This is a genomic window from Leptothrix cholodnii SP-6, assembly GCF_000019785.1.
Taxonomy (GTDB): domain Bacteria; phylum Pseudomonadota; class Gammaproteobacteria; order Burkholderiales; family Burkholderiaceae_C; genus Sphaerotilus; species Sphaerotilus cholodnii.
The window spans coordinates 2971224-2993722 of sequence record NC_010524.1 but is presented as its reverse complement, the minus strand read 5'-3'; the positions used below and the strand labels follow the sequence as shown (position 1 = coordinate 2993722).

The following is a 22499-nucleotide window of genomic DNA, read 5'->3' as shown; positions in this document are numbered from 1 at the left end:
ATGTACCTGCGTGATGAAGAACCCGACCGCCAGCCCAGGATCCTGCTGGTCGACGACGACGAGGTCACGCTGCTGTTGACCTCGGCAGCCCTGCGTGAACGCGGTTTTGCCGTCACCGAGGCCACCGGCGGCCTGAGCGCGCTGCGCCTGCTGGGCGACTGGACGCCCGACCTGATCGTGCTCGACGCGATGATGCCGGGGCTCGACGGCTTCGACACCTGCGTCGAGCTGCGCGGCCTGCCGGGTTTCGAGCTGATGCCGGTGCTGATGCTGACCGGGCTCGACGACGAGGCCTCGATCGAGCGCGCCTACGAGGTCGGCGCGACCGACTTCTTCGTCAAGAGCCATCAGTGGCGCCTGCTGGCCGGGCGCCTGCGGCACCTGCTGCGCACCGCGCGCATCCAGCTCGAGCTGCTGCGCAGCCGCTCCAAGCTGGCGCGCGCGCAGGACCTGGCGCGCATGGGCAGTTTCGAGTGGCGCGGCGATTCGGCCGGCCTGATGCTCGAGCCCGAGGCGCTGCGCGTGCTCGGCCACGGCCCGCACGATCACCTGGGCCTGCGCCGGCTGCTGCGCTCGCTGGTGGCCAACGAGCGCGCCGGTGTCTGCAGCCGGCTGCGCGAGGTGGTGCGCCACAGCACGGTGCTCGACACCGACGTGAACGTGGTGATGCCCGACCACCGCCAGCGCATCATCCACATCGAGGCCGAGCCCGAGTTCAACGAGCACGGCAACGTGGTCGGCTACGCCGGCATCCTCCAGGACGTGACCGACCGGCGCCTGATCGAGGACAAGATCCGGCACCTGGCCAACTTCGACGCCCTGACCGGCCTGCCCAACCGCCGCCAGCTGATCTGGCGGGCCGAGCGGGCGCTCGAACATGCGCGCCGGCTGGGCCATCCGTGTGCGCTGCTGCTGATCGACCTGGACCGTTTCAAGGTCATCAACGACACCCTCGGCCACGGCGTCGGCGACGAACTGCTGATGGAGATCGGCCGGCGCCTGCGCTCGTGCGTGCGCCACAGCGACCAGCTGGCCGACATGTCGATCGACGCCACCCTGCTGCGCTCGCACCGCTCGCTCGAGGCGGTGGCCCGGCTCGGCGGCGACGAGTTCGTGACCCTGCTGCCCGAGGTCGCCGACGAGCCGGAGGCACTGGAGACGGCGCAGCGCATCCTCGAAGCCATGCGGGCGCCGGTGGTGCTGGGCGGTGCCGAGTATTTCGTCACCGCCAGCGTCGGCCTGGCGATGTTCCCGCGCGACGGCATCAGCGTGGTCGACCTGCTGCGCAACGCCGACATGGCGATGTATGCGGTCAAGGATTCGGGGCGCAACAACGTCAAGGTCTTCCAGCCGCAGATGTCGGGCAAGGGCCGCGAGAAGCTCGAGCTCGAAAGCGCCCTGCACAAGGCCCTCGAACGCGGCGAGCTGGTGCTGCACTACCAGCCCAAGGTGGACGTGGCGCGCGGCCGGCTGGTCGGTGTCGAGGCCCTGATGCGCTGGCATCGCAACGGCGAACTGGTGCCGCCGGGCGACTTCATCCCGCTGGCCGAGGAGACCGGGCTGATCCTGCCGATCAGCGAGTGGGCGATGCGCGAGGCGACGCGCCAGATCCGCTCGTGGCGCGACAGCGCCGGGCTCGACCTGAAGGTGGCGGTCAACCTGCCCAGCCGCAGCTTCGAGCGCGGCAACGTGCTCGACCACATCCATGAAGCCGCGGCGGCGCACGACGTGCCGCTGAGTTCGCTCGAACTCGAGATCACCGAGACCAGCCTGATGAAGGGCCTGGACGAGGTGATGCCGATGCTGCATCGCCTGACCCAGCACGGCGTGGGCATCTCGATCGACGACTTCGGCACCGGCTATTCGTCGCTTTCCTACCTCACCCAGCTGCCCATCAGCGAGCTCAAGATCGACCGCTCGTTCGTGCAGCGGCTCGACCGCACCGGCGGGTCGTCGGCGGTGGTCACCGCGATCATTGCGCTGGCGCACAGCCTGAAGCTCAAGTTGGTGGCCGAAGGTGTCGAAAACGAGTACCAGCGCGATGTCTTGTTGCGCCTGGGTTGCCACACGATGCAGGGCTTCCTGTTCTCCCAGCCGCTGCCGCCCGACGAGGTGGTGCGGTGGGTGACGGAGTTCCGTCGCAAGGCCGTGGCTCGGGTCTGACACACGCGCAGGGGGCTGCGGTGCCGATCGGTGCGGCCGTGGCTGAAGGCCGTCCGGCGTCGTCTTCGAGCGACGTGCCGACGGCGTTTCGAGGCGCAATCGAGCAGGTGTGACGATGGAACGAACCAGGGAAGCGGGCGCAGTGACGGGTGCGGGAGCGGCGGCTGCCGGTGCCGGTCCCGGTGCGGGGGCCGGCGCGAGTGCGTCGCTCGCCAAGGCGGCCTTGCGCCGTCTCGCGATGGCCAAGCTCGAGCCCACGCCGGCCAATTACGCGCGTGCGTGGCGCGAAGAAGGCGGCGAGGGCATCGGTGAGGCCGCTGCCGAACCGGCCGGCGCCGTCGCACGGGCGGCGGTGCAGGGCATCGTGACGCGCTTGCTGCCGGCCGGCGCGGCGCGCGACCGCCTGAGCCAGGCCCTGCAATCGCAGCGCTGGCAGGAGGTCGCCAGCGTCGTCGAGGCCGAGGCGCCCAGCGCCGCGCAGCAGGCCCAGGCCTGGGCCGAGGTGATCGAGCGCAGCAGCCGCTGCCTCGAGCGGGGCTCGCGCACCTGGCCGGTGGGGCGCCGCAAGGACAGCATCAAGCACGTGCTCAGTTCCTGCCGCAGCGATCCGCAGCGGCTGCAGCAGCGGCTGCAGAGTCTGGTCGCCAGCTGGGACAGCGACGCGGCGCCGGTCGATGCCGACGCCGAACCGTCTGCCGATGGCGCGGCCGGCGAAGCGCCCGTGCAGGCGGAGGCGGCCGGTGATCCGCTGGCGCAGGCCGAGCAGGCGTTGACGCAGGCGATCAGCGGTGTCGCGGCCGGCGGCGGGCCGCTGTCCGCACCGAGCGGGCAGCCGGGCGCATGGCCGCAGGTCGTGCACCTGCTCGAAGCGTCGCTGCAGGCTGCCTTGCCACCGGGCGAGAGCCGCTCCGGCGAGGTCGGCGGCAAGCTGCAGCGCGCGGCCAGCGCGGTGAGAGAGGCCCGTCACGAGCCGGCCGACATCGCCGAACTGCAGAGCGCCTGCGACGACGTGCGGCGCGTCCTGCAGCACCGCCACCACCTCGTCGACCAGCTCGGTGCGCTGGTCAACGAGCTGACTGACGGGCTCGGTGAACTGGCCGAGGACGACAGCTGGGTCGAAGGCCAGTGCCTGGCGATGCGCGAACAGCTCGGCATGGGCCTGAGCAGCCGCGGCGTCAGCGCCGTCAGCGAACTGCTCGGCACCACCCGCGCGCGCCAGCAGCAGTTGCGCCGCGAGCGGGCGCAGGCGCGTGACGCGCTCAAGCACCTGATCCACCGCATGCTGCAGGACATCGGCGAACTCGGTGCCCACACCGGCCGCTTCAACGAAAGCGTGGGCCGCTACGCCGAGGTGATCGGCTCGGCCGATTCGCTCGAGGGCCTGGCCGGCGTGGTGCGCGAGATGGTCGACGAGACCCGCACGGTGCACATGCTGGTCAGCCAGACCACGCAGCGCCTGCACGATGAACACGAACGGGCGCGCACGATGGCCGACCGGGTGGTCGAGCTCGAGGCCGAGCTGCGCCAGCTGTCGCAGGAGGTCTGCACCGACCAGCTCACGCAGATCGCCAACCGGCGCGGCCTGCTGCGCTGCTTCGACGCCGAGCGTGCACGGGTCGAGCGCGAGTCCGCCGACCTGGCGATCGGGCTGCTCGACATCGACAACTTCAAGCGCCTGAACGACAGCCTGGGTCACCAGACCGGCGACGAGGCGCTGAAGTTCCTGGCCCGCCGGGTCGGCGAGGCCCTGCGGCCGACCGACACGCTGGCGCGCTACGGCGGCGAGGAGTTCGTGGTGCTGCTGCCGGGCACACCGTCCGACGAGGCGCAGCGGGTGCTGACGCGGGTGCAGCGGCTGCTGTCGGCCGAGCTGTTCATGTACGAGGGCAAGCAGAGCTTCGTGACCTTCTCGGCCGGCGTGACGCTGTACCGGCCGAGCGAGGCGATCGAGGTGGCGCTGCAGCGCGCCGACGAGGCGCTCTACGAGGCCAAGCGCACGGGCAAGAACCGGACCTGCGTGGCCTGAACGGCGCTTGAACGCCACGCGCCACGGTGTGACTTTGCACCGAGGCGCAGGCGCGCAAAGCATCACGCCGCGCCGCGCCGGTGCGTGGATCGGCGTTGTGTCCACCGGACAATAGGCGCCTCCGACACTGGCCCTCGCCCGGCGATTCCCTCATCGATGCACGCTCAACGCACGTCACCCGGTTTCAACGCCTCGGCGCCCCAGTCGGTGCCGGTCTTCGTTGCCGCCATCGCGGAGCCGCTGCTCGCCGTCTCGACCTTCCTGGCCGTGACGGTGCTGCATGACGAGCCGGTCAACCGCGCCGTGATGATCCTGTGCATCCTGATGCTGGTGCTGGTGTTTCCCGGCACCAACCGCTTCTACGAGCGGCCGCTCAACTCCGCGGTCGACATCGTCTCGGCCTGGGTGGTGGTGCTGCTGATCCTCGGCCTGTGCGGCTACGCCACCGACAGCCTCAAGTTCTTCGAGCCGTCGGTGCTGCTGTGGTGGGCCGCCATCACGCCGCTGGCCCAGTTCGCCTGCGTGATGATCGGCCGCAGCCTGATGCGCAGTCACGCCGCGCAGCCCGAATCGCGCCGACCCGCGCTGGTGATCGGTGCCGGCGCGCTGGGCGTCAAGGTGGCCCAGGCGCTCGGCAGCCGGCACTCCTACGGACATGATTTCATCGGCTACGTCGAGGATCGCCAGCCCGAGCGTCGCCATCCGGAAGCCGCCGACCGGGTGGTCGCACGCTTCGACGAGATCGTCGACTGCATCGCCCGCCACCGCATCAAGGACGTCTACATCACGCTGCCGCTGAGCTCGCAGCCGCGCATCATGCGCCTGCTCACGGCGCTGCAGGACACGGCGGTGTCGATCTACTTCGTGCCCGACGTGTTCGGTGTCAACGTGATCCAGGGCCGCATGCGCAACATGGACGGCGTGCCGATCGTCAGCCTGCTCGAGAGCCCGTTCGTCGGCATCAACGGCCTGGCCAAGCGCGCCAGCGACATCGTGCTGGCCAGCCTGATCCTGCTGCTGGTGTCGCCGCTGTTCGTGGCGATCGCCATCGGCGTCAAGCTCAGCTCGCCGGGGCCGGTGATCTTCAGGCAGCGCCGCAACGGCCTCGACGGCGACGAGATCGTGGTCTACAAGTTCCGCTCGATGCGCGCCATGGACAACGGCCGGGTGGTGCGCCAGGCCACCCGCGACGATCCGCGCATCACGCCCTTCGGCGCCTTCTTGCGCCGCACCTCGCTCGACGAGCTGCCGCAGTTCATCAACGTGCTGCAGGGCCGCATGAGCATCGTCGGCCCGCGCCCGCATGCGGTGGCGCACAACGACGAGTACCGGCCGATCATCCGTTCGTACATGATCCGCCACAAGGTCAAGCCCGGCATCACCGGCTGGGCCCAGGTCAACGGCTGCCGCGGCGAGACCGATGTGGTCGAGAAGATGGCCGCCCGCGTCGAGTACGACATCGCCTATCTGCGCACCTGGTCGATCGGCATGGATCTGCGCATCATCGCGCGCACGATCAAGCTGGTTTTCTTCGACCGCAACGCGTTCTGAACCTGACGATCCGATCCAGGAAATCCCCATGAACCTCAATCGCTTGCCCGCCCTGAACGCCCTCTGCTGCGCCGCCCTGCTGGGCTGCGCGATGCAGGCCCGGGCCGAGACCTCGCCCTACTACCTGGGCGTGTCCGAAACCGTCACGCGCGACAGCAACCTCGAGCGCGCCCCGGCCGGCGGCCCGGTGCTGAGCGACACCTTCTTGTCGACCGGCGTGCGACTGGGCCTGGACCAGACCCTCAGCCGCCAGCGCCTGAGCGCCAGCCTGAATGCCAACCGCAACCAGTTCCGCAGCCAGAAGCGCTTCGACAACACCGACTATGCGTTGAACACCCGCCTCGACTGGGCCACCGCCGAGCGCTGGTCGGGCAACCTGCTGGCCGAGACCCGGCAGTCGCTCGACCGCTTCGACGTCGACAACACCCGCACCTTTGCCGGCCGCAACCTGGTGCGCACCCACACCGTCTCGACCCAGGCGCGGGTCGGCCTGGTGACGATGTACACCTTCGACGCCGGCCTGTCGGCCAACCGCGTCCAGTACGAGGCCAGCCCGACCCGCGACGTGCGCCAGTGGACCGGCAACGGCGGCATCTCGGTGCGCCCCGGCAGCGGCCTGCAGGTGCGGGTGGGGGCGCGCTACACCGACGCCCGCTATCCCAATTTCGCCAACGGCGTCGGCGACGACGTGAAGCGGCGCGACCTCGATTTCACCGGCACCCTCGAAGCCAGCGGCGCCAGCACGCTGACCGCCCGCCTGAGCCGCACCCGCGAAAGCCACTCGGCGCAACTGGCGCGCGACTACAACACCTGGACCGGCGCGCTGGCCTGGAACTGGCGCCCGACCGCCAAGGTCACGCTCGACACCTCGCTGAGCCGCGACAGCAACATCGGCAGCAGCAGCTTCGACATCGGCCAGACCTCGTTCGACACCAGCGACACCCGCCTGCGCACCACGCTGGCGGTCAAGGCCCAGTGGGAGCTGACCGGCAAGGTGCTGCTCGGCGCCGGCGTGTCCACCAGCCGGCGCACGCTCGACAACTCGCTGGTCGCGATCGGTGCGGCCAGCGTCAACTCGGCGTCGGACCGCACCCAGGCCGTCGACCTGTCACTGCGCTACCTGCCGATCCGCAACATCGAACTCGGCTGCGGCGTGCACTGGGAGGACCGCTCGGTCAGCGATCCGGCCTCGACCATCACCTACGCCTACGACGTGACGGTGTTGAACTGCTCCGGCCAGCTCTACTGGCGTTGACGACGGGTGCTTGCCGCGCCTTGGCGGGCGCGGCATCGGTTAACGTGCCGGCCCATGGCTGAGCACACCTTCTTCTGGCACGACTACGAAACCTTCGGCCGATCGCCACGCAGCGATCGGCCGGCCCAGTTTGCGGGCATCCGCACCGACCTCGATCTCAACGAGATCGACGCACCGCTGATGCAGCATTGCCAGCCGGCGCCCGACTACCTGCCCGACCCCGAGTCCTGCCTGCTGACCGGCATCGTGCCGCAGACCTGCCTCGAGCTCGGCGTGCCCGAACACACCTTCGCGGACGCGATCGAAGACCAGCTCGCGCGCCCCGGCACCATCGGCGTCGGCTACAACAGCATCCGCTTCGACGACGAGGTGACGCGCCACCTGTTCTGGCGCAACCTGATCGACCCCTACGCCCGCGAGTGGCAGAACGAATGCGGCCGCTGGGACCTGCTCGACGTGGTGCGCTGCTGCTACGCGCTGCGGCCTGACGGCATCCAGTGGCCCCGGCACGACGACGGTCGGCCGTCGTTCAAGCTCGAGCACCTCACCGCCGCCAACGGCATCAGCCACGAGGGCGCGCACGACGCCTTGTCGGACGTGCGCGCCACGATTGCGCTGGCGCGGCTGATCAAGAACGCTCGGCCCAAGCTGTTCGACTTCTGCCTGCGCCTGCGCAAGAAGGACGCCGTGCTGGCCGAGATCGAGGGTGCACAACGACAGGGCCGCCCCTTCCTGCACATCTCCGGCATGTACGGCCCCGAGCGCGGCTGCCTGGCGATCGTGTGGCCGCTGGCGCCGCATCCGACCAACAAGAACGAGATCATCGTCTGGGACCTGGCCGAGGACCCGGGCGAGCTGTTCACCCTCGACGCCGAGGCGATCCGCGCGCGCCTGTTCGTCAAGGCGAGCGAGTTGCCGGAGGGTGTCGGTCGCCTGCCGATCAAGAGCATCCACATCAACAAGTCGCCGGTCGTGATCGCGCAGCTCAAGACGCTCGGCGCCGAGATGGCGCAGCGCTGGGGCATCGACAAGGATCAGGCCCTGCACCACGCCGAACTGGCCGCGCGCAAGGGCGCGACGATGGCCGGCATCTGGCCGGAGGTCTTCGCCCGGCCCGCAGCGGCCGAGCCGCCGGACGTCGACGAGGACCTGTACGGCGGCTTCATCGGCCAGGACGACCGCCGCACGCTGCAGCGCGTGCGTGCGCTGGCACCCGAGAAGCTCGCCGACAAGCTGCCGACGTTCAACGACCCGAGGCTCGACGAGCTGCTGTTGCGCTGGCGCGCCCGCAACTTCCCGCAGACCTTGCGCGACGAGGAGCGCGCGCGCTGGGAACGGCATTGCGCACGACGCCTGCACGACGGCGCGGGTGGGGCGATGACGCTGGCGGCGTTCTTCGAGCGCATCGACACGCTGGGCGAAGCCTTGCCCGAAGACGACGAGCGCGGCCCGGAGATCCTGGGCGCGCTCTACGACTACGCCGAGCAGATCGCGCCACCGCCGCCCTGAGGCCGGCACGGCGCGCCGCCGCCCCGGCGGCATCCCCCATCGTCTCCCTCTCCGGGGGGAGAGACGTGCGGGCCGGTTCTGCCTACCCTCATGTCGTGCCGCACAGGGCCGGATCGGCCGGTACCGCGCGCATCACGGCGCATGACGCCGCAAGGGGCTGCGATGGACACACGACCGGATCGACGACGCTGGCTGGCCTGGGGCCTGGCCCAGGCCTGGGCTGTACCGATGGCGGGGGCGCTCGGCAGCCTCGGCCTGCGGCATGACTCGGCCCGGGCCGAGCCTCTTGCCCCCGTTCCGCCGGCCCTGCTGCTGGCCAGGCCCGCCGGGCCGGACCTGGATGTTTCGAGCCATCTGGTCAGCGAAAAGCTCGACGGCGTGCGGGCCTTCTGGAGCGGTCGGCAATTGCTGCTGCGCAGTGGCATCCCGATCCGGGCGCCGGCGGATTTCACCGCCCGGCTGCCGACGCGTGCCCTTGACGGCGAACTCTGGCTCGGTCGCAGCCGCTTCGACGCGATGTCGGCGCTGATCCGGCGCGAGCATTCGGCCGACGACCCGCTCTGGCGCGAGGTGCGTTATGCCGTGTTCGAGCTGCCGGACGCGCCGGGCGACTTCGCTCAGCGGCATCGGGCGATGCGCGAACTGCTGCCCGGCACCGACGCCGTGGCGGGCGCGCACGTGGTGCAACAGCGCCGCCTTGACGATCGGCAGGAACTCGACCGCTGGCTGGCCGAAGTGATCGCCGCCGGCGGGGAAGGGCTGATGCTGCACCGCGCCGATGCACCCTACGTCACCGGCCGCAGCGACTGGCTCCTGAAGCTCAAGCCGCAGCTCGATGCCGAGGCGATGGTGATCGGCCACCTGCCCGGCAAGGGCCGCCACGCCGGCCGGCTCGGCGCCTTGCGGGTGCGCACGCCCGACGGCAGGGAGTTCGCGCTGGGCTCGGGCCTGTCGGACGCCGAACGCGACGATCCGCCCGCGCCGGGCCGTTGGGTGACCTATCGCTACCGCGGCCTCACGAACAGCGGGCTGCCGCGCTTCGCGACCTTCTGGCGCATGCACGATCTGCCTTGAACGACGCGTGATCCAGGCATGAAAAAGGCCCGCCGAGTTACCCCGGCGGGCCTTGTCTCATGGAACGATCAGTGACCGTTCATGGCGCAGTGGCTCAGGCCGACACGCCCTTGGCGGTGTCCGCGTACTCTTCGATCTGGTCGAAGTTCAGGTACGTGTAGATCTTGCTGCTGTCCTTGTTGATCACGCCCATGTCGGCGGCGTATTCGGCCACCGTCGGGATGCGACCCAGCTTCGATGCGATCGCAGCCAGCTCGGCCGAGGCCAGGTACACGAAGGTGTTCTTGCCCAGGCGGTTCGGGAAGTTGCGGGTGCTGGTGGACACCACGGTCGCGCCTTCACGCACCTGCGCCTGGTTGCCCATGCACAGCGAGCAGCCCGGCATCTCGGTGCGCGCACCGGCCGCGCCGAAGACGCCGTAATGGCCTTCCTTGGTCAGCTCGGACGCGTCCATCTTGGTCGGCGGAGCGATCCACAGCTTGACCGGGATGTCGCGCTTGCCTTCGAGCAGCTTGGACGCCGCGCGGAAGTGACCGATGTTGGTCATGCACGAACCGATGAAGACCTCGTCGATCTTGGCGCCGGCCACTTCGCTCAGCAGCTTGGCGTCGTCCGGGTCGTTCGGGCAGCACAGCACCGGCTCGGTCAGCTCGTTCAGGTCGATCTCGATCACGGCCGCGTATTCGGCGTCCTTGTCGGCTTCGAGCAGGTTCGGGTTGGCGAGCCAGGCTTCGACCTTCTCGATGCGGCGCGCCAGCGTGCGGGCGTCGGCGTAACCGTCGGCGATCATGTTCTTCATCAGCACGATGTTGCTGGTGAGGTATTCCTTGATCGGAGCCGGGTTCAGCTTGACGGTGCAACCGGCGGCCGAGCGTTCGGCCGAAGCGTCGCTCAGCTCGAAAGCCTGTTCGACCTTCAGGTCGGGCAGACCTTCGATCTCGAGGATGCGGCCCGAGAACACGTTCTTCTTGCCGGCCTTGGCGACGGTCAGCAGACCGGCCTTGATGGCGTACAGCGGAATGGCGTGCACGAGATCGCGCAGGGTGATGCCGGGCTGCATCTGGCCCTTGAAGCGCACCAGCACCGATTCGGGCATGTCCAGCGGCATCACGCCGGTGGCGGCGCCGAAGGCGACCAGGCCCGAACCGGCGGGGAAGGAGATGCCGATCGGGAAACGGGTGTGCGAGTCGCCACCGGTGCCGACGGTGTCGGGCAGCAGCAGGCGGTTGAGCCAGCTGTGGATCACGCCGTCACCCGGGCGCAGCGCGACGCCGCCACGGCTGGAGATGAACGCGGGCAGTTCGCGGTGGGTCTTGACGTCGACCGGCTTCGGGTAGGCCGCGGTGTGGCAGAACGACTGCATCACCAGGTCGGCCGAGAAGCCCAGGCAAGCCAGGTCCTTCAGCTCGTCGCGGGTCATCGGGCCGGTGGTGTCCTGCGAGCCGACCGTGGTCATCTTCGGTTCGCAGTAGGTGCCCGGGCGCACGCCCTGGCCTTCGGGCAGACCGACGGCGCGGCCGACCATCTTCTGCGCCAGCGTGAAGCCGGCGTTGGTGGCGGTCGGGGTCGAGGGCAGGCGGAACAGCGTGGACGCGGGCAGGCCCAGGAACTCGCGCGCCTTGGCGGTCAGCGAGCGGCCGATGATCAGGTTGATGCGGCCACCGGCGCGCACTTCGTCGAACAGCACGTCGCTCTTGAGCTTGAACTCGACGACGGTCTCGCCGTTGCGGACGATCTTGCCGTCATACGGACGCACATCGACCACGTCGCCCATTTCGAGCTTGGTGACGTCGACTTCGATCGGCAGCGAGCCGGAGTCTTCCTGCGTGTTGAAGAAGATCGGGGCGATCTTGCCGCCCAGCGTGACGCCGCCGAAGCGCTTGTTCGGCACGAACGGGATGTCCTGGCCGGTGGCCCAGATCACCGAGTTGGTGGCCGACTTGCGCGAGGAACCGGTGCCGACCACGTCGCCGACGTAGGCCACGAGGTTGCCCTTCTTCTTCAGGTCCTCGATGAACTGCATCGGGCCGCGCTTGCCGTCTTCCTCGGGCTTGAACGCCGCGCCTTCGCGGGTGTTCTTGAGCATCGCCAGGTAGTGCAGCGGGATGTCCGGGCGGCTCCAGGCGTCGGGGGCGGGCGACAGGTCGTCGGTGTTGGTCTCGCCGGGCACCTTGAAGACGGTCACGGTGATCGACTGGGGCACTTCGGGGCGGCTGGTGAACCACTCGGCTTCGGCCCAGCTCTGGATCACGTCCTTGGCGTGGGCGTTGCCGGCCTTGGCCTTCTCGGCGACGTCGTTGAAGAAGTCGAACATCAGCAGCGTCTTCTTGAGCGCGGCGGCAGCGACGGCGGCCACTTCGGCGTCGTCGAGCAGTTCGATCAGCGGGTGCACGTTGTAGCCGCCCACCATGGTGCCGAGCAGTTCGGTGGCCTTGGCCTTGCCGATCAGCGCGACGGCCAGTTCACCGTGAGCCACTGCAGCCAGGAAGCTGGCCTTGACCTTGGCGGCGTCGTCCACGCCCGGGGGCACGCGGTGCGTCAGCAGGTCGAGCAGGAAGGCGTCCTCGCCCGCGGGCGGGTTCTTGATCAGCTCGATCACGTCGGCGGTCTGCTTGGCATCCAGCGGCAGCGGCGGGATGCCGAGGGCAGCGCGCTCGGCGACGTGTTGGCGATAGGCTTGCAGCATGAGTAAGGCTCCGTGCGGGGGTGGTCAACTGGCGAGGGGCTGAACCTTGACACAGCGTGCGGGACGGTGTCTTCGGGTTTGCCCGATATTTTATGTCTTATATAAGACTTGCCAAGCGTTCCTTGCAGACTCGAAGGCCATGCGTGCCAAAAAACAGCAGGCCGCCCGATGGGCGGCCTGTGACGCGAGGGCTCGTGCGCTTCGCGGCCGATCAGATCTTCTGGCTCGGGTGCACGCAGTTGTCGACCATGCGTTGGCCGATCTTGGCGTTCATCAGCATCGACTTGTTGGCGATCTGCAGCCAGACCACGCCATTTTTCTTGTCCTCGAGCCGCACCGCGCCGGTGGTGGTGGGTTCCGGGGCCATCACGTAGTTCTTGCCCTTGAAGTTGATCTTGAAATAACCCGCCTTGTCGGCGTTGGCGCTGACCGTCACCGACTGGTTGAACTCGCACGGCGTGGCGCCCGTCAGCACGCGCTCGGCGTTGGCGAGCTGTTCCGGGCTCAGGTCGGGCAGCGCAGCGGCCTTCTTGGCGGCTGCCTTCTTGCTGACTGGCGCGTCCTGGGCCCAGGCCGGCGAGCCGGACATCAAGGCAGCCGCAGTGCTCAGTGCAAGCAGGCTCAGACGGGACAGGGGCAGGGCGTGAGACATCGAAGATTCCTTGGTTTGAAACAGCGTGCAGATTCTTGCCGCAGCGGATGCGACAGGCGTAGCAATTTGCGTCCGGTGGCGCGACGTGGCGACCCGTCGACGCGAAGCGATTGGTCACATGTTGAGGCGTCGCGAAGGTCCGGGATGTGACGTCTGTCTCATCCGGGCCACACGAATTCGTGGTGTCGGCATCAAAACCCGCGCTGCCGGCTAGGAAAAGAACGCCTTGCGGATCTCGGCCGGCAGCTGGTCGCCACCGGACACCGAGGTGCGATGCGCGCGCTCGAGCACATGCCAGAAATAGCGGTAGCTGGCGCGGTCGTGCAGGGTGTCGGTGCCGGCGTGGCGATGGCGGATCGGCGCCCACTGCGCCACCTGCGCGGCCAGCAGGATCTCGATCGCGTGGTCGACCTCGGCCACGGTGGGGGCGAAGGCCTCGACGATGGTCAGGATCTGGTCCGGGTGGATGCTCCACATGCGCGTGTAGCCGAGCTGCCGACAGGCCTTGGTGGCGGCATCCTCGAGCGCGGCACGGTGCTTGAACTCGGTCACTACGCAGTGCGACGGCGTCTTGCCCCAGCCGTGGCAGGCCGCGGCGATCTCGAGCTTGGCACGCACCACCAGCGGGTGTTCGAACTGGCCCTTGACGCTCATGCCGCTCTGCGGGATGGCGCCGCGGTGTTCGGAGACGAAGTCCATCAGCCCGAACGACAGCGATTCGATGCGCGGATGCGCCGCCAGGGCCTGCACTTCGCGCAGGGCGCCGTGGGTCTCGACCAGCGCGTGCACCGGAATCGCGCGCGTGATGCCGTGGCGCCGGGCCGCGTCGTCGATCGCCGCGACACCGCGTTCCAGGTCGGCCAGGCCGCGCGGCTTGGGCAGCATGATGTAGGCCACACGCTGGCCGGCGCCTTGCACCAGCAGGTCGGCCATCGCCTCGAAGGCCGGGTGATCGACCGCCTGCAGCCGCGCGCCGACGCGCCCGTGCAGGTTCTGCGGCGAGTTGATCAGCTCGTTGATCAGCGCGATGTGGTCGAGCTCGCCGCCGACCGGCGCGCCGTCTTCGGCGTCGAGCGTGACGTCGAAGACCGGCCCGAGCTGGCCCTGCATCTCGAGGCTCTTGCGCATGCGCACCTCGACGCCGGCGTAGTGGTCGCAAACCGGCAGGGCCGGCGCGGTTTCATCGGCGCCGAACAGGGCGGTGCGTGGATGAACCCGCGGCGCAGCGTCATCGGACGCGGATGTGGCAACGACACTTTTCATGGCGGGGCTCCTTGGCAGCAGCGGCTCGGGCAATCGATCTTGCACCGCATCAAAGCATAAAAAAAGCCGGTCACGCGGACCGGCTTCGATTTTGTGACCGACCGTCACCGGCCGGTCAGCGGGGCATCAGAGCAGATGCTTGACGCCGTCTTTCTCGCCTTCGAGCTCGGCCAGGGTCTTGTTGATGCACTCTTGCGAGAAGGCATCGATCGGCAGGCCTTCGACGATCTTGTATTCGCCGCCTTCGCAGGTGACGGGGTAGCCGAACATCGTTTCAGCCGGGATGCCGTATTCGCCCTTGGACGGCACGCCCATCGTGACCCAGGCGCCGTTGGTGCCCAGGGCCCAGTCGCGCATGTGATCGATGGCAGCGTTGGCGGCCGAAGCAGCCGACGACACGCCGCGGGCGGCGATGATCGCGGCGCCGCGCTTGCCGACGGTCGGCAGGAACACGTCGCGGTTCCAGACGTCGTCGTTGATCATGTCCTTGACCGACTCGCCGCCGATGGTGGCGAAGCGGTAGTCGGCATACATGGTCGGCGAGTGGTTGCCCCACACCGCCAGCTTCTCGATCGACGCCACCGGCTTGCCGGTCTTGGCGGCGATCTGCGAGGCTGCACGGTTGTGGTCCAGGCGCAGCATGGCGGTGAAGTTCTTTGCCGGCAGGTCCGGCGCCGACTTCATCGCGATGTAGGCGTTGGTGTTGGCCGGGTTGCCGACCACCAGCACCTTGACGTTGCGCGACGCGACGGCGTTCAGGGCCTTGCCCTGGGCCGTGAAGATCTGGGCGTTGGCAGCCAGCAGGTCGGCACGCTCCATGCCCGGGCCACGCGGACGAGCGCCGACCAGCAGCGCGTAGTCGGTGTCCTTGAAGGCGGTCATCGGGTCGGAGTGGGCCTCGATGCCGGCCAGCAGCGGGAAGGCGCAGTCTTCCAGCTCCATGATCACGCCCTTGAGGGCTTCCTGGGCCTTCTCGACCGGCACTTCCAGCAGTTGCAGGATCACCGGCTGGTCCTTGCCCAGCATTTCGCCCGAGGCGATGCGAAACAGCAGTGCGTAACCGATTTGGCCAGCGGCGCCGGTGACGGCCACACGAACGGGACTCTTGCTCATGGAGGAACTCCTGGTGGAATGAAAGGAACTGGCGACTCAGCCGCGCGCTGGCTGGGGTTGACACGATTCAAGACGGTGTCAGTGCCGCGCTGCAACGGTGAATCAGAAGTATCGCGCAGTCTAGGGATAGACCCTGGGTGCGTCAACGATCTTATGTCTTATATAAGACATCTGTTGACATTTGGTTGCGCCGCCGGGCCGGCTTGTGCTGCAATCGCGAACATGTCGCATATTGCGTCCAATACGCCGCCCAATCCTGCCGCCGATGCGGCCGGCGAGTCGACGCCTGCGTTCAGCCCGCTCTATCAGCAGATCAAGGCGCTGATCATGCGTGGCCTGCAGGGCGGCGAATGGAAGCCCGGCGAGGCGATTCCGAGCGAGCTCGACCTGGCCGCGCGTTTCAAGGTCAGCCAGGGCACCGTGCGCAAGGCCATCGACGAACTGGCGGCCGAGAACCTGCTGGTGCGCCGGCAGGGCAAGGGCACGTTCGTCGCGACCCACAACGAAGAGAAGATCCAGTACCGGTTCCTGCGGCTGCAACCCGAAGACGGCGGCCCGCCGCTGCCGATGCAGCGCGAGTTTCTCGATTGCCGACGCCTGCGTGCGCCGGTCGACGTGGTTCGCTCGCTCGATCTGCGCTCGGGCGACATGGTGGTGCAGATCCGCCGCACGCTCTCGCAGGCCGGCAGGCCGATCGTGCTCGACGATATCTGGCTGCCCGGCAATCTGTTCAAGGGCCTGACTGCCGAGCGCCTGAGCGAGTATCGCGGGCCGCTCTACAGCCTGTTCGAATCCGAATTCGGCGTGCGCATGATTCGCGCCGAAGAGAAGATCCGTGCCATCGGTGCCGATCGTTCCGTCGCAACCTTGTTGTGCGTGAGTGAAGGCACTCCGTTGCTGAGCGTCGAACGCCTGTCGCTGACCTATGGCGACAAGCCGGTCGAGCTGCGGCGCGGCCTCTACAACACCACGCATCATCATTACCGCAACGAGTTGAGCTGATGCTGACAACACACCGCGATGCCAGGGCAAGTAACAGACTGCTGCATTGCAATAAAATCCTACGGTTTCTCTGTGATCACAAGAAGGCACGCCATGGCTGACTCGACCCCGCAACGCCCGGTCTTTCGCAACATCCACATCACCGACATCGCGAGCTACCGGTTACCCCCGGCGGGCATCGTGTCGATCCTGCACCGCGTCAGCGGCGCGATGATGTTTCTCCTGTTGCCCCTGATCATCTGGTTCTTCGATACCAGCGTGACTTCCGAGGTGTCGTACGAAGAGTTCACCGCGGCATTCAGTTCCGGTATCGGATTCGTGCCGGGCGTGCTGGTCAAGCTGGTGGCGCTGGGCCTGATCTGGGCCTACCTGCACCACTTCATCGCCGGCGTGCGCCATCTCTGGATGGACGCCACCCACAGCGTCACCAAGCAGCATGGCCACTCTTCGGCGCTGGTCACGCTGGTTTCCAGCGTGCTGCTGACGCTGGCGCTGGGCGCCAAGCTCTTCGGTCTGTTCTGACCCCCCGTCCCACCGGTTCTCAATAGACGAAATCACCATGTCCCAGAACTACGGATCCAAGCGCATCGTCGTCGGTGCGCACTACGGCCTTCGCGACTGGCTGGCCCAGCGTGTCACCGCCGTGCTGATGGCGCTGTTCACCGTGGCCCTGCTGCTGCAGGTGCTGTTCGGCGGCCCCATCGGCTACGAGCGCTGGTCAGGCATCTTCTCGCAGCAGTGGATGAAGGTGCTGACCTTCGTGCTGATCATCTCTCTCGCCTGGCACGCCTGGGTGGGCATGCGTGACATCTGGATGGACTACATCAAGCCCGTCGGTCTGCGGCTGTCGCTGCAGGTGTTCACGCTCGTGTGGCTCGTCGGCACTGCCGGCTGGGCGATCCAAGTTCTCTGGAGACTCTGATGGCTGTTGGTTCCAATCTGCCGCGTCGCAAGTTCGACGTGGTCATCGTCGGTGCGGGCGGCTCGGGCATGCGCGCATCGCTGCAACTGGCTCAGGCCGGCCTCAACGTGGCCGTGCTGAGCAAGGTCTTCCCGACCCGTTCGCACACGGTGGCTGCCCAGGGCGGCATCGGTGCGTCGCTGGGCAACATGTCGGAAGACAACTGGCACTACCACTTCTACGACACCATCAAGGGCTCCGACTGGCTGGGCGACCAGGACGCCATCGAGTTCATGTGCCGTGAAGCCGGCAAGGTGGTGTACGAGCTCGAGCACTTCGGCATGCCGTTCGATCGCAATGCCGACGGCACGATCTACCAGCGTCCGTTCGGTGGTCACACCGCCAACTACGGCGAGAAGCCCGTGCAGCGCGCCTGCGCCGCAGCCGACCGCACCGGTCACGCGATGCTGCACACGCTGTACCAGCAGAACGTCAAGTCGCGCACCCAGTTCTTCGTCGAATGGATGGCGCTCGACCTCATCCGCGACAGTGAAGGCGACGTGCTCGGCGTCACCGCCCTCGAGATGGAGACCGGCGACGTCTACATCCTCGAAGCCAAGACCACGCTGTTTGCCACCGGTGGCGCCGGTCGCATCTTCGCGGCCAGCACCAACGCCTTCATCAACACCGGCGACGGCCTGGGCATGGCGGCGCGCGCCAACATCCCGCTGCAGGACATGGAGTTCTGGCAGTTCCACCCGACCGGCGTGCACAACGCCGGCGTGCTGCTGACCGAAGGCTGCCGTGGCGAAGGCGCGATCCTGCGCAACGTCAACGGCGAGCGTTTCATGGAGCGCTATGCCCCGACGCTGAAGGACCTGGCGCCGCGCGACTTCGTCAGCCGCTGCATGGACCAGGAAATCAAGGAAGGTCGCGGCTGCGGTCCCAACAAGGACTACATCAACCTCGACATGACCCACCTGGGCGGCGACACCATCCTCAAGCGCCTGCCCTCGGTGTTCGAGATCGGTCACAACTTCGCCAACGTCGACATCACCAAGGAATCGATCCCCGTGGTGCCGACCATCCACTACCAGATGGGTGGCATCCCGACCAACATCAACGGTCAGGTGGTCGTGCCCAAGGGTGGCGATCACAAGAGCGTGGTCAACGGCCTGTACGCGGTGGGCGAGTGCTCCTGCGTGTCGGTGCACGGCGCCAACCGCCTGGGCACCAACTCGCTGCTCGACCTGCTGGTGTTCGGTCGCGCGGCCGGCAACCACATCGTCGACGCGCTCAAGAGCGCACCCAGGTCGCACAAGGATCTGCCCAAGGATGCGGCCGACTTCTCGCTCGCCCGCCTGGCGCGCCTGGATGGCAGCGCCAAGGGCGAGTACGCGCAGGACGTCGCCAACGACCTGCGCAGCACGATGCAGCAGCACGCCGGCGTGTTCCGCACCCAGAAGTCGATGAACGAGGGTGTGCTCAAGATCAATGCGATGCGCGAGCGCGTCAAGGCGATCACGCTCAAGGACAAGTCCAAGGTCTTCAACACCGCCCGCATCGAGGCGCTCGAAGTCGACAACCTGATCGAGGCTGCGCAGGCCACGATGACCTCGGCTGCAGCCCGCACCGAATGCCGTGGCGCACACACCGTGAACGACTACGAGCGCGGTGCCGACGACGCCGAGTTCCCGCTCGGCCGCAACGACAAGGAATGGATGAAGCACACCCTCTGGGACAGCGCCACCAACAGCCTGTCGTACAAGCCGGTGAACCTGAAACCGCTGACGGTGGAATCCGTTCCGCCCAAGGTCCGCACCTTCTGATCGCAGCGAGAACAAACCATGGCCAAGCGCACTTTCCAGATCTACCGCTACGATCCTGACAAGGACAGCAAGCCCTACATGCAGTCGATCGACGTCGAACTCGACGGCCACGAACGCATGCTGCTCGATGCCCTGATCAAGCTCAAGGCCGTCGACCCGACGCTGAGCTTCCGCCGTTCCTGCCGTGAAGGCGTGTGCGGTTCGGACGCGATGAACATCAACGGCAAGAACGGTCTGGCCTGCCTGACCAACATGCGTGACCTGCCGGGCGTCATCGTGCTCAAGCCGCTGCCGGGCCTGCCGGTCATCCGCGACCTGATCGTGGACATGACGCAGTTCTTCAAGCAGTACAACTCGATCAAGCCCTACCTCCTCAACGACAGCATCCCGCCCGACAAGGAGCGCCTGCAGTCGCCCGAAGAGCGCGACGAGCTCAACGGCCTGTACGAGTGCATCCTGTGCGCGAGCTGCTCGACCAGCTGCCCGAGCTTCTGGTGGAACCCCGACAAGTTCGTCGGCCCGGCCGGCCTGCTGCAGGCCTACCGCTTCATCGCCGACAGCCGTGATCAAGGCACCAGCGAGCGCCTTGACAACCTCGAGGATCCGTACCGCCTGTTCCGCTGCCACACCATCATGAATTGCGTCGATGTCTGCCCGAAGGGACTGAACCCCACCAAGGCGATCGGCAAGATCAAAGAACTGATGGTGCGTCGCGCTGTCTGATCACCCTGGTCAGAACCCTGCAAGACCCGCAATGGACACTGCCCTGCTCGATGCCCGCTCACTGAGCAAACTGCGTTGGCGTTGCCGCCGTGGTCTGCTGGAGAACGACCTTTTCATCGAGCGCTTTTTCCAGCGCTACGAGGACGTCCTGACCGTGTGGCAAGCCGCCGGTCTGGATGCCCTGATGGATTTGGCCGATAACGATCTGCTGGACCTGCTGCTGCAGCGAAGCGAACCCCAGGGCGAGCTCGCGAGCCCCGAGGTGCTGCAGGTACTGGCCCAGTTGCGCGAGCGCCCGCCGCGGTGACGTGCAGCCCCGATGTCCCGCTCTGCAAATTTGCGCCGATCTGATTTGACTTGAAGAGGAAACAGCCATGATGACCCCCTCCGACGTGAAAGCCACGCTATCGTTCTCCGATGGCAGCGCTTCGATGGACTTGCCGATCTACAAGGGCACCATCGGTCCCGATGTCATCGACATCCGCAAGCTCTACGCCCAGACCGGCAAGTTCACCTACGACCCGGGTTTCCTGTCCACGGCCTCGTGCCAGTCGGCCATCACCTACATCGACGGTGACAAGGGCGAGCTGCTGTATCGCGGCTACCCCATCGAGCAGCTCGCCACCCAGTGCGACTACCTCGACACCTGCTACCTGCTGCTCAACGGCGAACTGCCCGACACCACCCAGCGTGGCGACTTCCACAAGCTCGTGATCAACCACACGATGGTCAACGAGCAGATGCAGTTCTTCCTGCGCGGCTTCCGTCGTGACGCCCACCCGATGGCGGTGCTGACCGGTTTGATCGGCGGTCTGTCGGCCTTCTATCACGACAGCACGGACATCAACAACCCGAAGCATCGCGAGATCTCGGCCATCCGCCTGATCGCCAAGATGCCCACGCTGGTGGCGATGGCCTACAAGTACGGCATCGGCCAGCCCTACATGTACCCGAAGAACGACCTGAGCTACTCGGGCAACTTCCTGCGCATGATGTTCGGCACGCCGTGCGAGGAGTACGTGGTCAACCCGGTGCTCGAGCGCGCGCTGGACCGCATCTTCATCCTGCACGCCGACCACGAGCAGAACGCCTCGACCTCGACCGTGCGCCTGTGCGGCTCGTCGGGCACCAACCCGTTCGCCGCCATCGCCGCCGGTGTCGCCTGCCTGTGGGGCCCTGCCCACGGCGGCGCCAACGAAGCCTGCCTGAACATGCTGGAAGACATCCAGCGCCAAGGCGGCGTGTCCAAGGTCGGCGAGTTCATGGAGAAGGTCAAGGACAAGAACTCCGGCGTCAAGCTGATGGGTTTCGGTCACCGCGTCTACAAGAACTACGACCCGCGTGCCAAGCTGATGCAGGAAACCTGCAACGAAGTGCTGGCCGAACTGGGCCTGGAGAACGACCCGCTGTTCAAGCTCGCCAAGGAGCTGGAGAAGATCGCGCTGGAAGACGAGTACTTCGTCAGCCGCAAGCTCTACCCGAACGTCGACTTCTACTCCGGCATCGTGCAGCGCGCCATCGGCATTCCGGTGAACCTGTTCACCGGCATCTTTGCCCTGGCCCGCACGGTCGGCTGGATCGCCCAGCTCAACGAGATGATCGGCGACCCCGAGTACAAGATCGGCCGCCCGCGTCAGCTGTTCTCCGGCTCGGTGCCGCGCGACGTCAAGCCGATCGGTCAGCGCTGATCGATCCCATCCGTGCCGCGTGTCTCGCGGCGCGATGAAGACAAAGGCTCCTTCGGGAGCCTTTGTCGTTTCCGTCGAGCCGAAGAATCACCGTTCATCAGCCCACGAAAAAGCCGCCCGAAGGCGGCTCGTCATGGCACGACCGGCTTACCGGTCGATCCGTGCCGTTTACAGCAGCGCCTTCAGCAGGCGTGCCATCTCGCTGGGGTTGCGGGTGATCGTGAAACCGCACTCCTCCATGATCGCGAGCTTGGCGTCCGCCGTGTCCGCGCCACCGCTGATCAGCGCACCGGCATGGCCCATGCGCTTGCCCGCGGGCGCCGTCACGCCCGCGATGAAACCGACGATCGGCTTCTTCATGTTCGCCTTGCACCACATCGCCGCTTCGGCTTCATCGGGGCCGCCGATCTCGCCGATCATGATCACCGCATCGGTGTCCGGATCGTCGTTGAAGGCGCGCATCACGTCGATGTGCTTCAAGCCGTTGATCGGGTCGCCGCCGATGCCCACCGCGCTCGATTGGCCCAGGCCGATCTCGGTCAGCTGGGCGACCGCTTCATACGTCAGCGTGCCCGAACGGCTCACCACGCCGATGCGGCCCTTGCGGTGGATGTGGCCGGGCATGATGCCGATCTTGATCTCCTCGGGCGTGATCAGGCCCGGGCAGTTGGGGCCCAGCAGCAGCGTCTTCTTGCCGCCGGCGGCTTCCTTGGCCTTCATCTTGTTGCGCACTTCGAGCATGTCCCGAACCGGGATGCCTTCGGTGATGCAGATCGCCAGGTCCAGGTCGGCTTCGACCGCTTCCCAGATCGCCGCTGCCGCGCCGGCGGGCGGCACGTAGATCACGCTGACGGTCGCGCCTTGCTGCTGCGCGGCTTCCTTGACGCTGGCGTAGATGGGGATGTCGGCGAACTTCTCGCCCGCCTTCTTCGGGTTCACGCCCGCGACGAAGGCGTTCTTGCCGTTGGCATAGGCCTGGCAGCCCAGCGTGTGGAACTGGCCGGTCTTGCCGGTGATGCCCTGCGTGATGACGCGGGTGTCTTTGTTGATGAGAATCGACATGT

18 protein-coding genes are annotated in these 22499 nt (G+C 67.2%); 13 read left to right on the top strand and 5 right to left on the bottom strand.

From position 1 onward, the window contains the following. The 6 genes from LCHO_RS13590 (at nt 1) to LCHO_RS13565 (ending at nt 9578) form a co-directional block, all read left to right on the top strand. Nucleotides 1–2163 carry a putative bifunctional diguanylate cyclase/phosphodiesterase gene (locus LCHO_RS13590; RefSeq protein WP_012347736.1) on the top strand — a complete coding sequence of 721 codons (2163 nt, stop codon included), beginning with the start codon at nt 1–3 and terminating at the stop codon, nt 2161–2163. Nucleotides 2164–2278: 115 nt separating this feature from the next. Beyond that, nucleotides 2279–4189, top strand: a complete 1911-nt coding sequence (locus LCHO_RS13585) for a GGDEF domain-containing protein (RefSeq protein WP_012347735.1) — start codon at nt 2279–2281, stop codon at nt 4187–4189. Nucleotides 4190–4345: 156 nt separating this feature from the next. Further along, on the top strand, nt 4346–5740 hold the full coding sequence (locus LCHO_RS13580; RefSeq protein ID WP_012347734.1) for an undecaprenyl-phosphate glucose phosphotransferase: 1395 nt from the start codon (nt 4346–4348) through the stop codon (nt 5738–5740). 28 nt (nt 5741–5768) lie between these two features. Then, nucleotides 5769–6995, top strand: coding sequence for a hypothetical protein (locus LCHO_RS13575; RefSeq protein ID WP_012347733.1), 1227 nt, complete (start codon nt 5769–5771; stop codon nt 6993–6995). A gap of 54 nt (nt 6996–7049) precedes the next feature. Next, nucleotides 7050–8504: an exodeoxyribonuclease I gene (sbcB, locus tag LCHO_RS13570; RefSeq protein ID WP_012347732.1), complete on the top strand. Its 1455-nt coding sequence runs from the start codon at nt 7050–7052 to the stop codon at nt 8502–8504. Between the two features lie 162 nt (nt 8505–8666). Then, nucleotides 8667–9578: a DNA ligase gene (locus LCHO_RS13565; protein ID WP_012347731.1), complete on the top strand. Its 912-nt coding sequence runs from the start codon at nt 8667–8669 to the stop codon at nt 9576–9578. Nucleotides 9579–9672: 94 nt separating this feature from the next. On the opposite strand, the gene acnB is transcribed toward LCHO_RS13565, so the two are convergent. From acnB to LCHO_RS13545, 4 genes are all read right to left on the bottom strand, one after another. Further along, nucleotides 9673–12264: a bifunctional aconitate hydratase 2/2-methylisocitrate dehydratase gene (gene acnB, locus LCHO_RS13560; RefSeq protein WP_012347730.1), complete on the bottom strand. Its 2592-nt coding sequence runs from the start codon at nt 12262–12264 to the stop codon at nt 9673–9675. A gap of 211 nt (nt 12265–12475) precedes the next feature. Continuing rightward, entirely contained in the window at nt 12476–12916 is a 441-nt protein-coding gene (locus LCHO_RS13555; protein ID WP_012347729.1) for a hypothetical protein, read from the bottom strand. A gap of 210 nt (nt 12917–13126) precedes the next feature. After that, a complete protein-coding gene (locus LCHO_RS13550) occupies nt 13127–14179 on the bottom strand; it encodes an HpcH/HpaI aldolase/citrate lyase family protein (RefSeq protein ID WP_012347728.1) in 1053 nt (350 codons plus the stop codon). A gap of 126 nt (nt 14180–14305) precedes the next feature. Next, nucleotides 14306–15292: a malate dehydrogenase gene (locus LCHO_RS13545; protein ID WP_012347727.1), complete on the bottom strand. Its 987-nt coding sequence runs from the start codon at nt 15290–15292 to the stop codon at nt 14306–14308. 222 nt (nt 15293–15514) lie between these two features. On the opposite strand from LCHO_RS13545, the gene LCHO_RS13540 reads away from it, so the two are divergent. From LCHO_RS13540 to LCHO_RS13510, 7 genes are all read left to right on the top strand, one after another. After that, nucleotides 15515–16294, top strand: coding sequence for a GntR family transcriptional regulator (locus tag LCHO_RS13540; protein WP_012347726.1), 780 nt, complete (start codon nt 15515–15517; stop codon nt 16292–16294). A gap of 93 nt (nt 16295–16387) precedes the next feature. Then, nucleotides 16388–16816, top strand: a complete 429-nt coding sequence (gene sdhC / locus LCHO_RS13535; protein WP_012347725.1) for a succinate dehydrogenase, cytochrome b556 subunit — start codon at nt 16388–16390, stop codon at nt 16814–16816. A 37-nt stretch (nt 16817–16853) separates the two neighbouring features. Next, nucleotides 16854–17216 (top strand): succinate dehydrogenase, hydrophobic membrane anchor protein, encoded by a 363-nt coding sequence (sdhD, locus tag LCHO_RS13530; protein WP_012347724.1) that lies wholly within the window; start codon nt 16854–16856, stop codon nt 17214–17216. Beyond that, nucleotides 17216–19024 carry a succinate dehydrogenase flavoprotein subunit gene (sdhA, locus tag LCHO_RS13525; RefSeq protein ID WP_012347723.1) on the top strand — a complete coding sequence of 603 codons (1809 nt, stop codon included), beginning with the start codon at nt 17216–17218 and terminating at the stop codon, nt 19022–19024. Before sdhD ends, sdhA begins: the two co-directional genes overlap by 1 nt. An 18-nt stretch (nt 19025–19042) precedes the next feature. After that, nucleotides 19043–19747, top strand: coding sequence for a succinate dehydrogenase iron-sulfur subunit (locus tag LCHO_RS13520; RefSeq protein WP_012347722.1), 705 nt, complete (start codon nt 19043–19045; stop codon nt 19745–19747). 31 nt (nt 19748–19778) lie between these two features. Then, entirely contained in the window at nt 19779–20054 is a 276-nt protein-coding gene (locus tag LCHO_RS13515) for an FAD assembly factor SdhE (protein WP_012347721.1), read from the top strand. Between the two features lie 70 nt (nt 20055–20124). After that, the gene (locus tag LCHO_RS13510) at nt 20125–21435 is read left to right on the top strand and encodes a citrate synthase (RefSeq protein ID WP_043705402.1); all 1311 of its coding nucleotides are present in this window, start codon (nt 20125–20127) and stop codon (nt 21433–21435) included. 168 nt (nt 21436–21603) lie between these two features. Here the strand turns inward: LCHO_RS13510 and sucD are convergent, their stop codons facing one another. Next, entirely contained in the window at nt 21604–22497 is an 894-nt protein-coding gene (gene sucD, locus LCHO_RS13505) for a succinate--CoA ligase subunit alpha (protein ID WP_012345531.1), read from the bottom strand. Nucleotides 22498–22499 lie beyond the last annotated feature (2 nt).

What these genes read in the sequence shown, in the direction of transcription:
- LCHO_RS13590 (WP_012347736.1), top strand. Translation starts at nt 1, where the DNA reads ATGTACCTGCGTGATGAAGAACCCGACCGCCAGCCCAGGATCCTGCTG.
- LCHO_RS13585 (WP_012347735.1), top strand. Translation starts at nt 2,279, where the DNA reads ATGGAACGAACCAGGGAAGCGGGCGCAGTGACGGGTGCGGGAGCGGCG.
- LCHO_RS13580 (WP_012347734.1), top strand. Translation starts at nt 4,346, where the DNA reads ATGCACGCTCAACGCACGTCACCCGGTTTCAACGCCTCGGCGCCCCAG.
- LCHO_RS13575 (WP_012347733.1), top strand. Translation starts at nt 5,769, where the DNA reads ATGAACCTCAATCGCTTGCCCGCCCTGAACGCCCTCTGCTGCGCCGCC.
- sbcB (WP_012347732.1), top strand. Translation starts at nt 7,050, where the DNA reads ATGGCTGAGCACACCTTCTTCTGGCACGACTACGAAACCTTCGGCCGA.
- LCHO_RS13565 (WP_012347731.1), top strand. Translation starts at nt 8,667, where the DNA reads ATGGACACACGACCGGATCGACGACGCTGGCTGGCCTGGGGCCTGGCC.
- acnB (WP_012347730.1), bottom strand. Translation starts at nt 12,264, where the DNA reads ATGCTGCAAGCCTATCGCCAACACGTCGCCGAGCGCGCTGCCCTCGGC.
- LCHO_RS13555 (WP_012347729.1), bottom strand. Translation starts at nt 12,916, where the DNA reads ATGTCTCACGCCCTGCCCCTGTCCCGTCTGAGCCTGCTTGCACTGAGC.
- LCHO_RS13550 (WP_012347728.1), bottom strand. Translation starts at nt 14,179, where the DNA reads ATGAAAAGTGTCGTTGCCACATCCGCGTCCGATGACGCTGCGCCGCGG.
- LCHO_RS13545 (WP_012347727.1), bottom strand. Translation starts at nt 15,292, where the DNA reads ATGAGCAAGAGTCCCGTTCGTGTGGCCGTCACCGGCGCCGCTGGCCAA.
- LCHO_RS13540 (WP_012347726.1), top strand. Translation starts at nt 15,515, where the DNA reads ATGTCGCATATTGCGTCCAATACGCCGCCCAATCCTGCCGCCGATGCG.
- sdhC (WP_012347725.1), top strand. Translation starts at nt 16,388, where the DNA reads ATGGCTGACTCGACCCCGCAACGCCCGGTCTTTCGCAACATCCACATC.
- sdhD (WP_012347724.1), top strand. Translation starts at nt 16,854, where the DNA reads ATGTCCCAGAACTACGGATCCAAGCGCATCGTCGTCGGTGCGCACTAC.
- sdhA (WP_012347723.1), top strand. Translation starts at nt 17,216, where the DNA reads ATGGCTGTTGGTTCCAATCTGCCGCGTCGCAAGTTCGACGTGGTCATC.
- LCHO_RS13520 (WP_012347722.1), top strand. Translation starts at nt 19,043, where the DNA reads ATGGCCAAGCGCACTTTCCAGATCTACCGCTACGATCCTGACAAGGAC.
- LCHO_RS13515 (WP_012347721.1), top strand. Translation starts at nt 19,779, where the DNA reads ATGGACACTGCCCTGCTCGATGCCCGCTCACTGAGCAAACTGCGTTGG.
- LCHO_RS13510 (WP_043705402.1), top strand. Translation starts at nt 20,125, where the DNA reads ATGACCCCCTCCGACGTGAAAGCCACGCTATCGTTCTCCGATGGCAGC.
- sucD (WP_012345531.1), bottom strand. Translation starts at nt 22,497, where the DNA reads ATGTCGATTCTCATCAACAAAGACACCCGCGTCATCACGCAGGGCATC.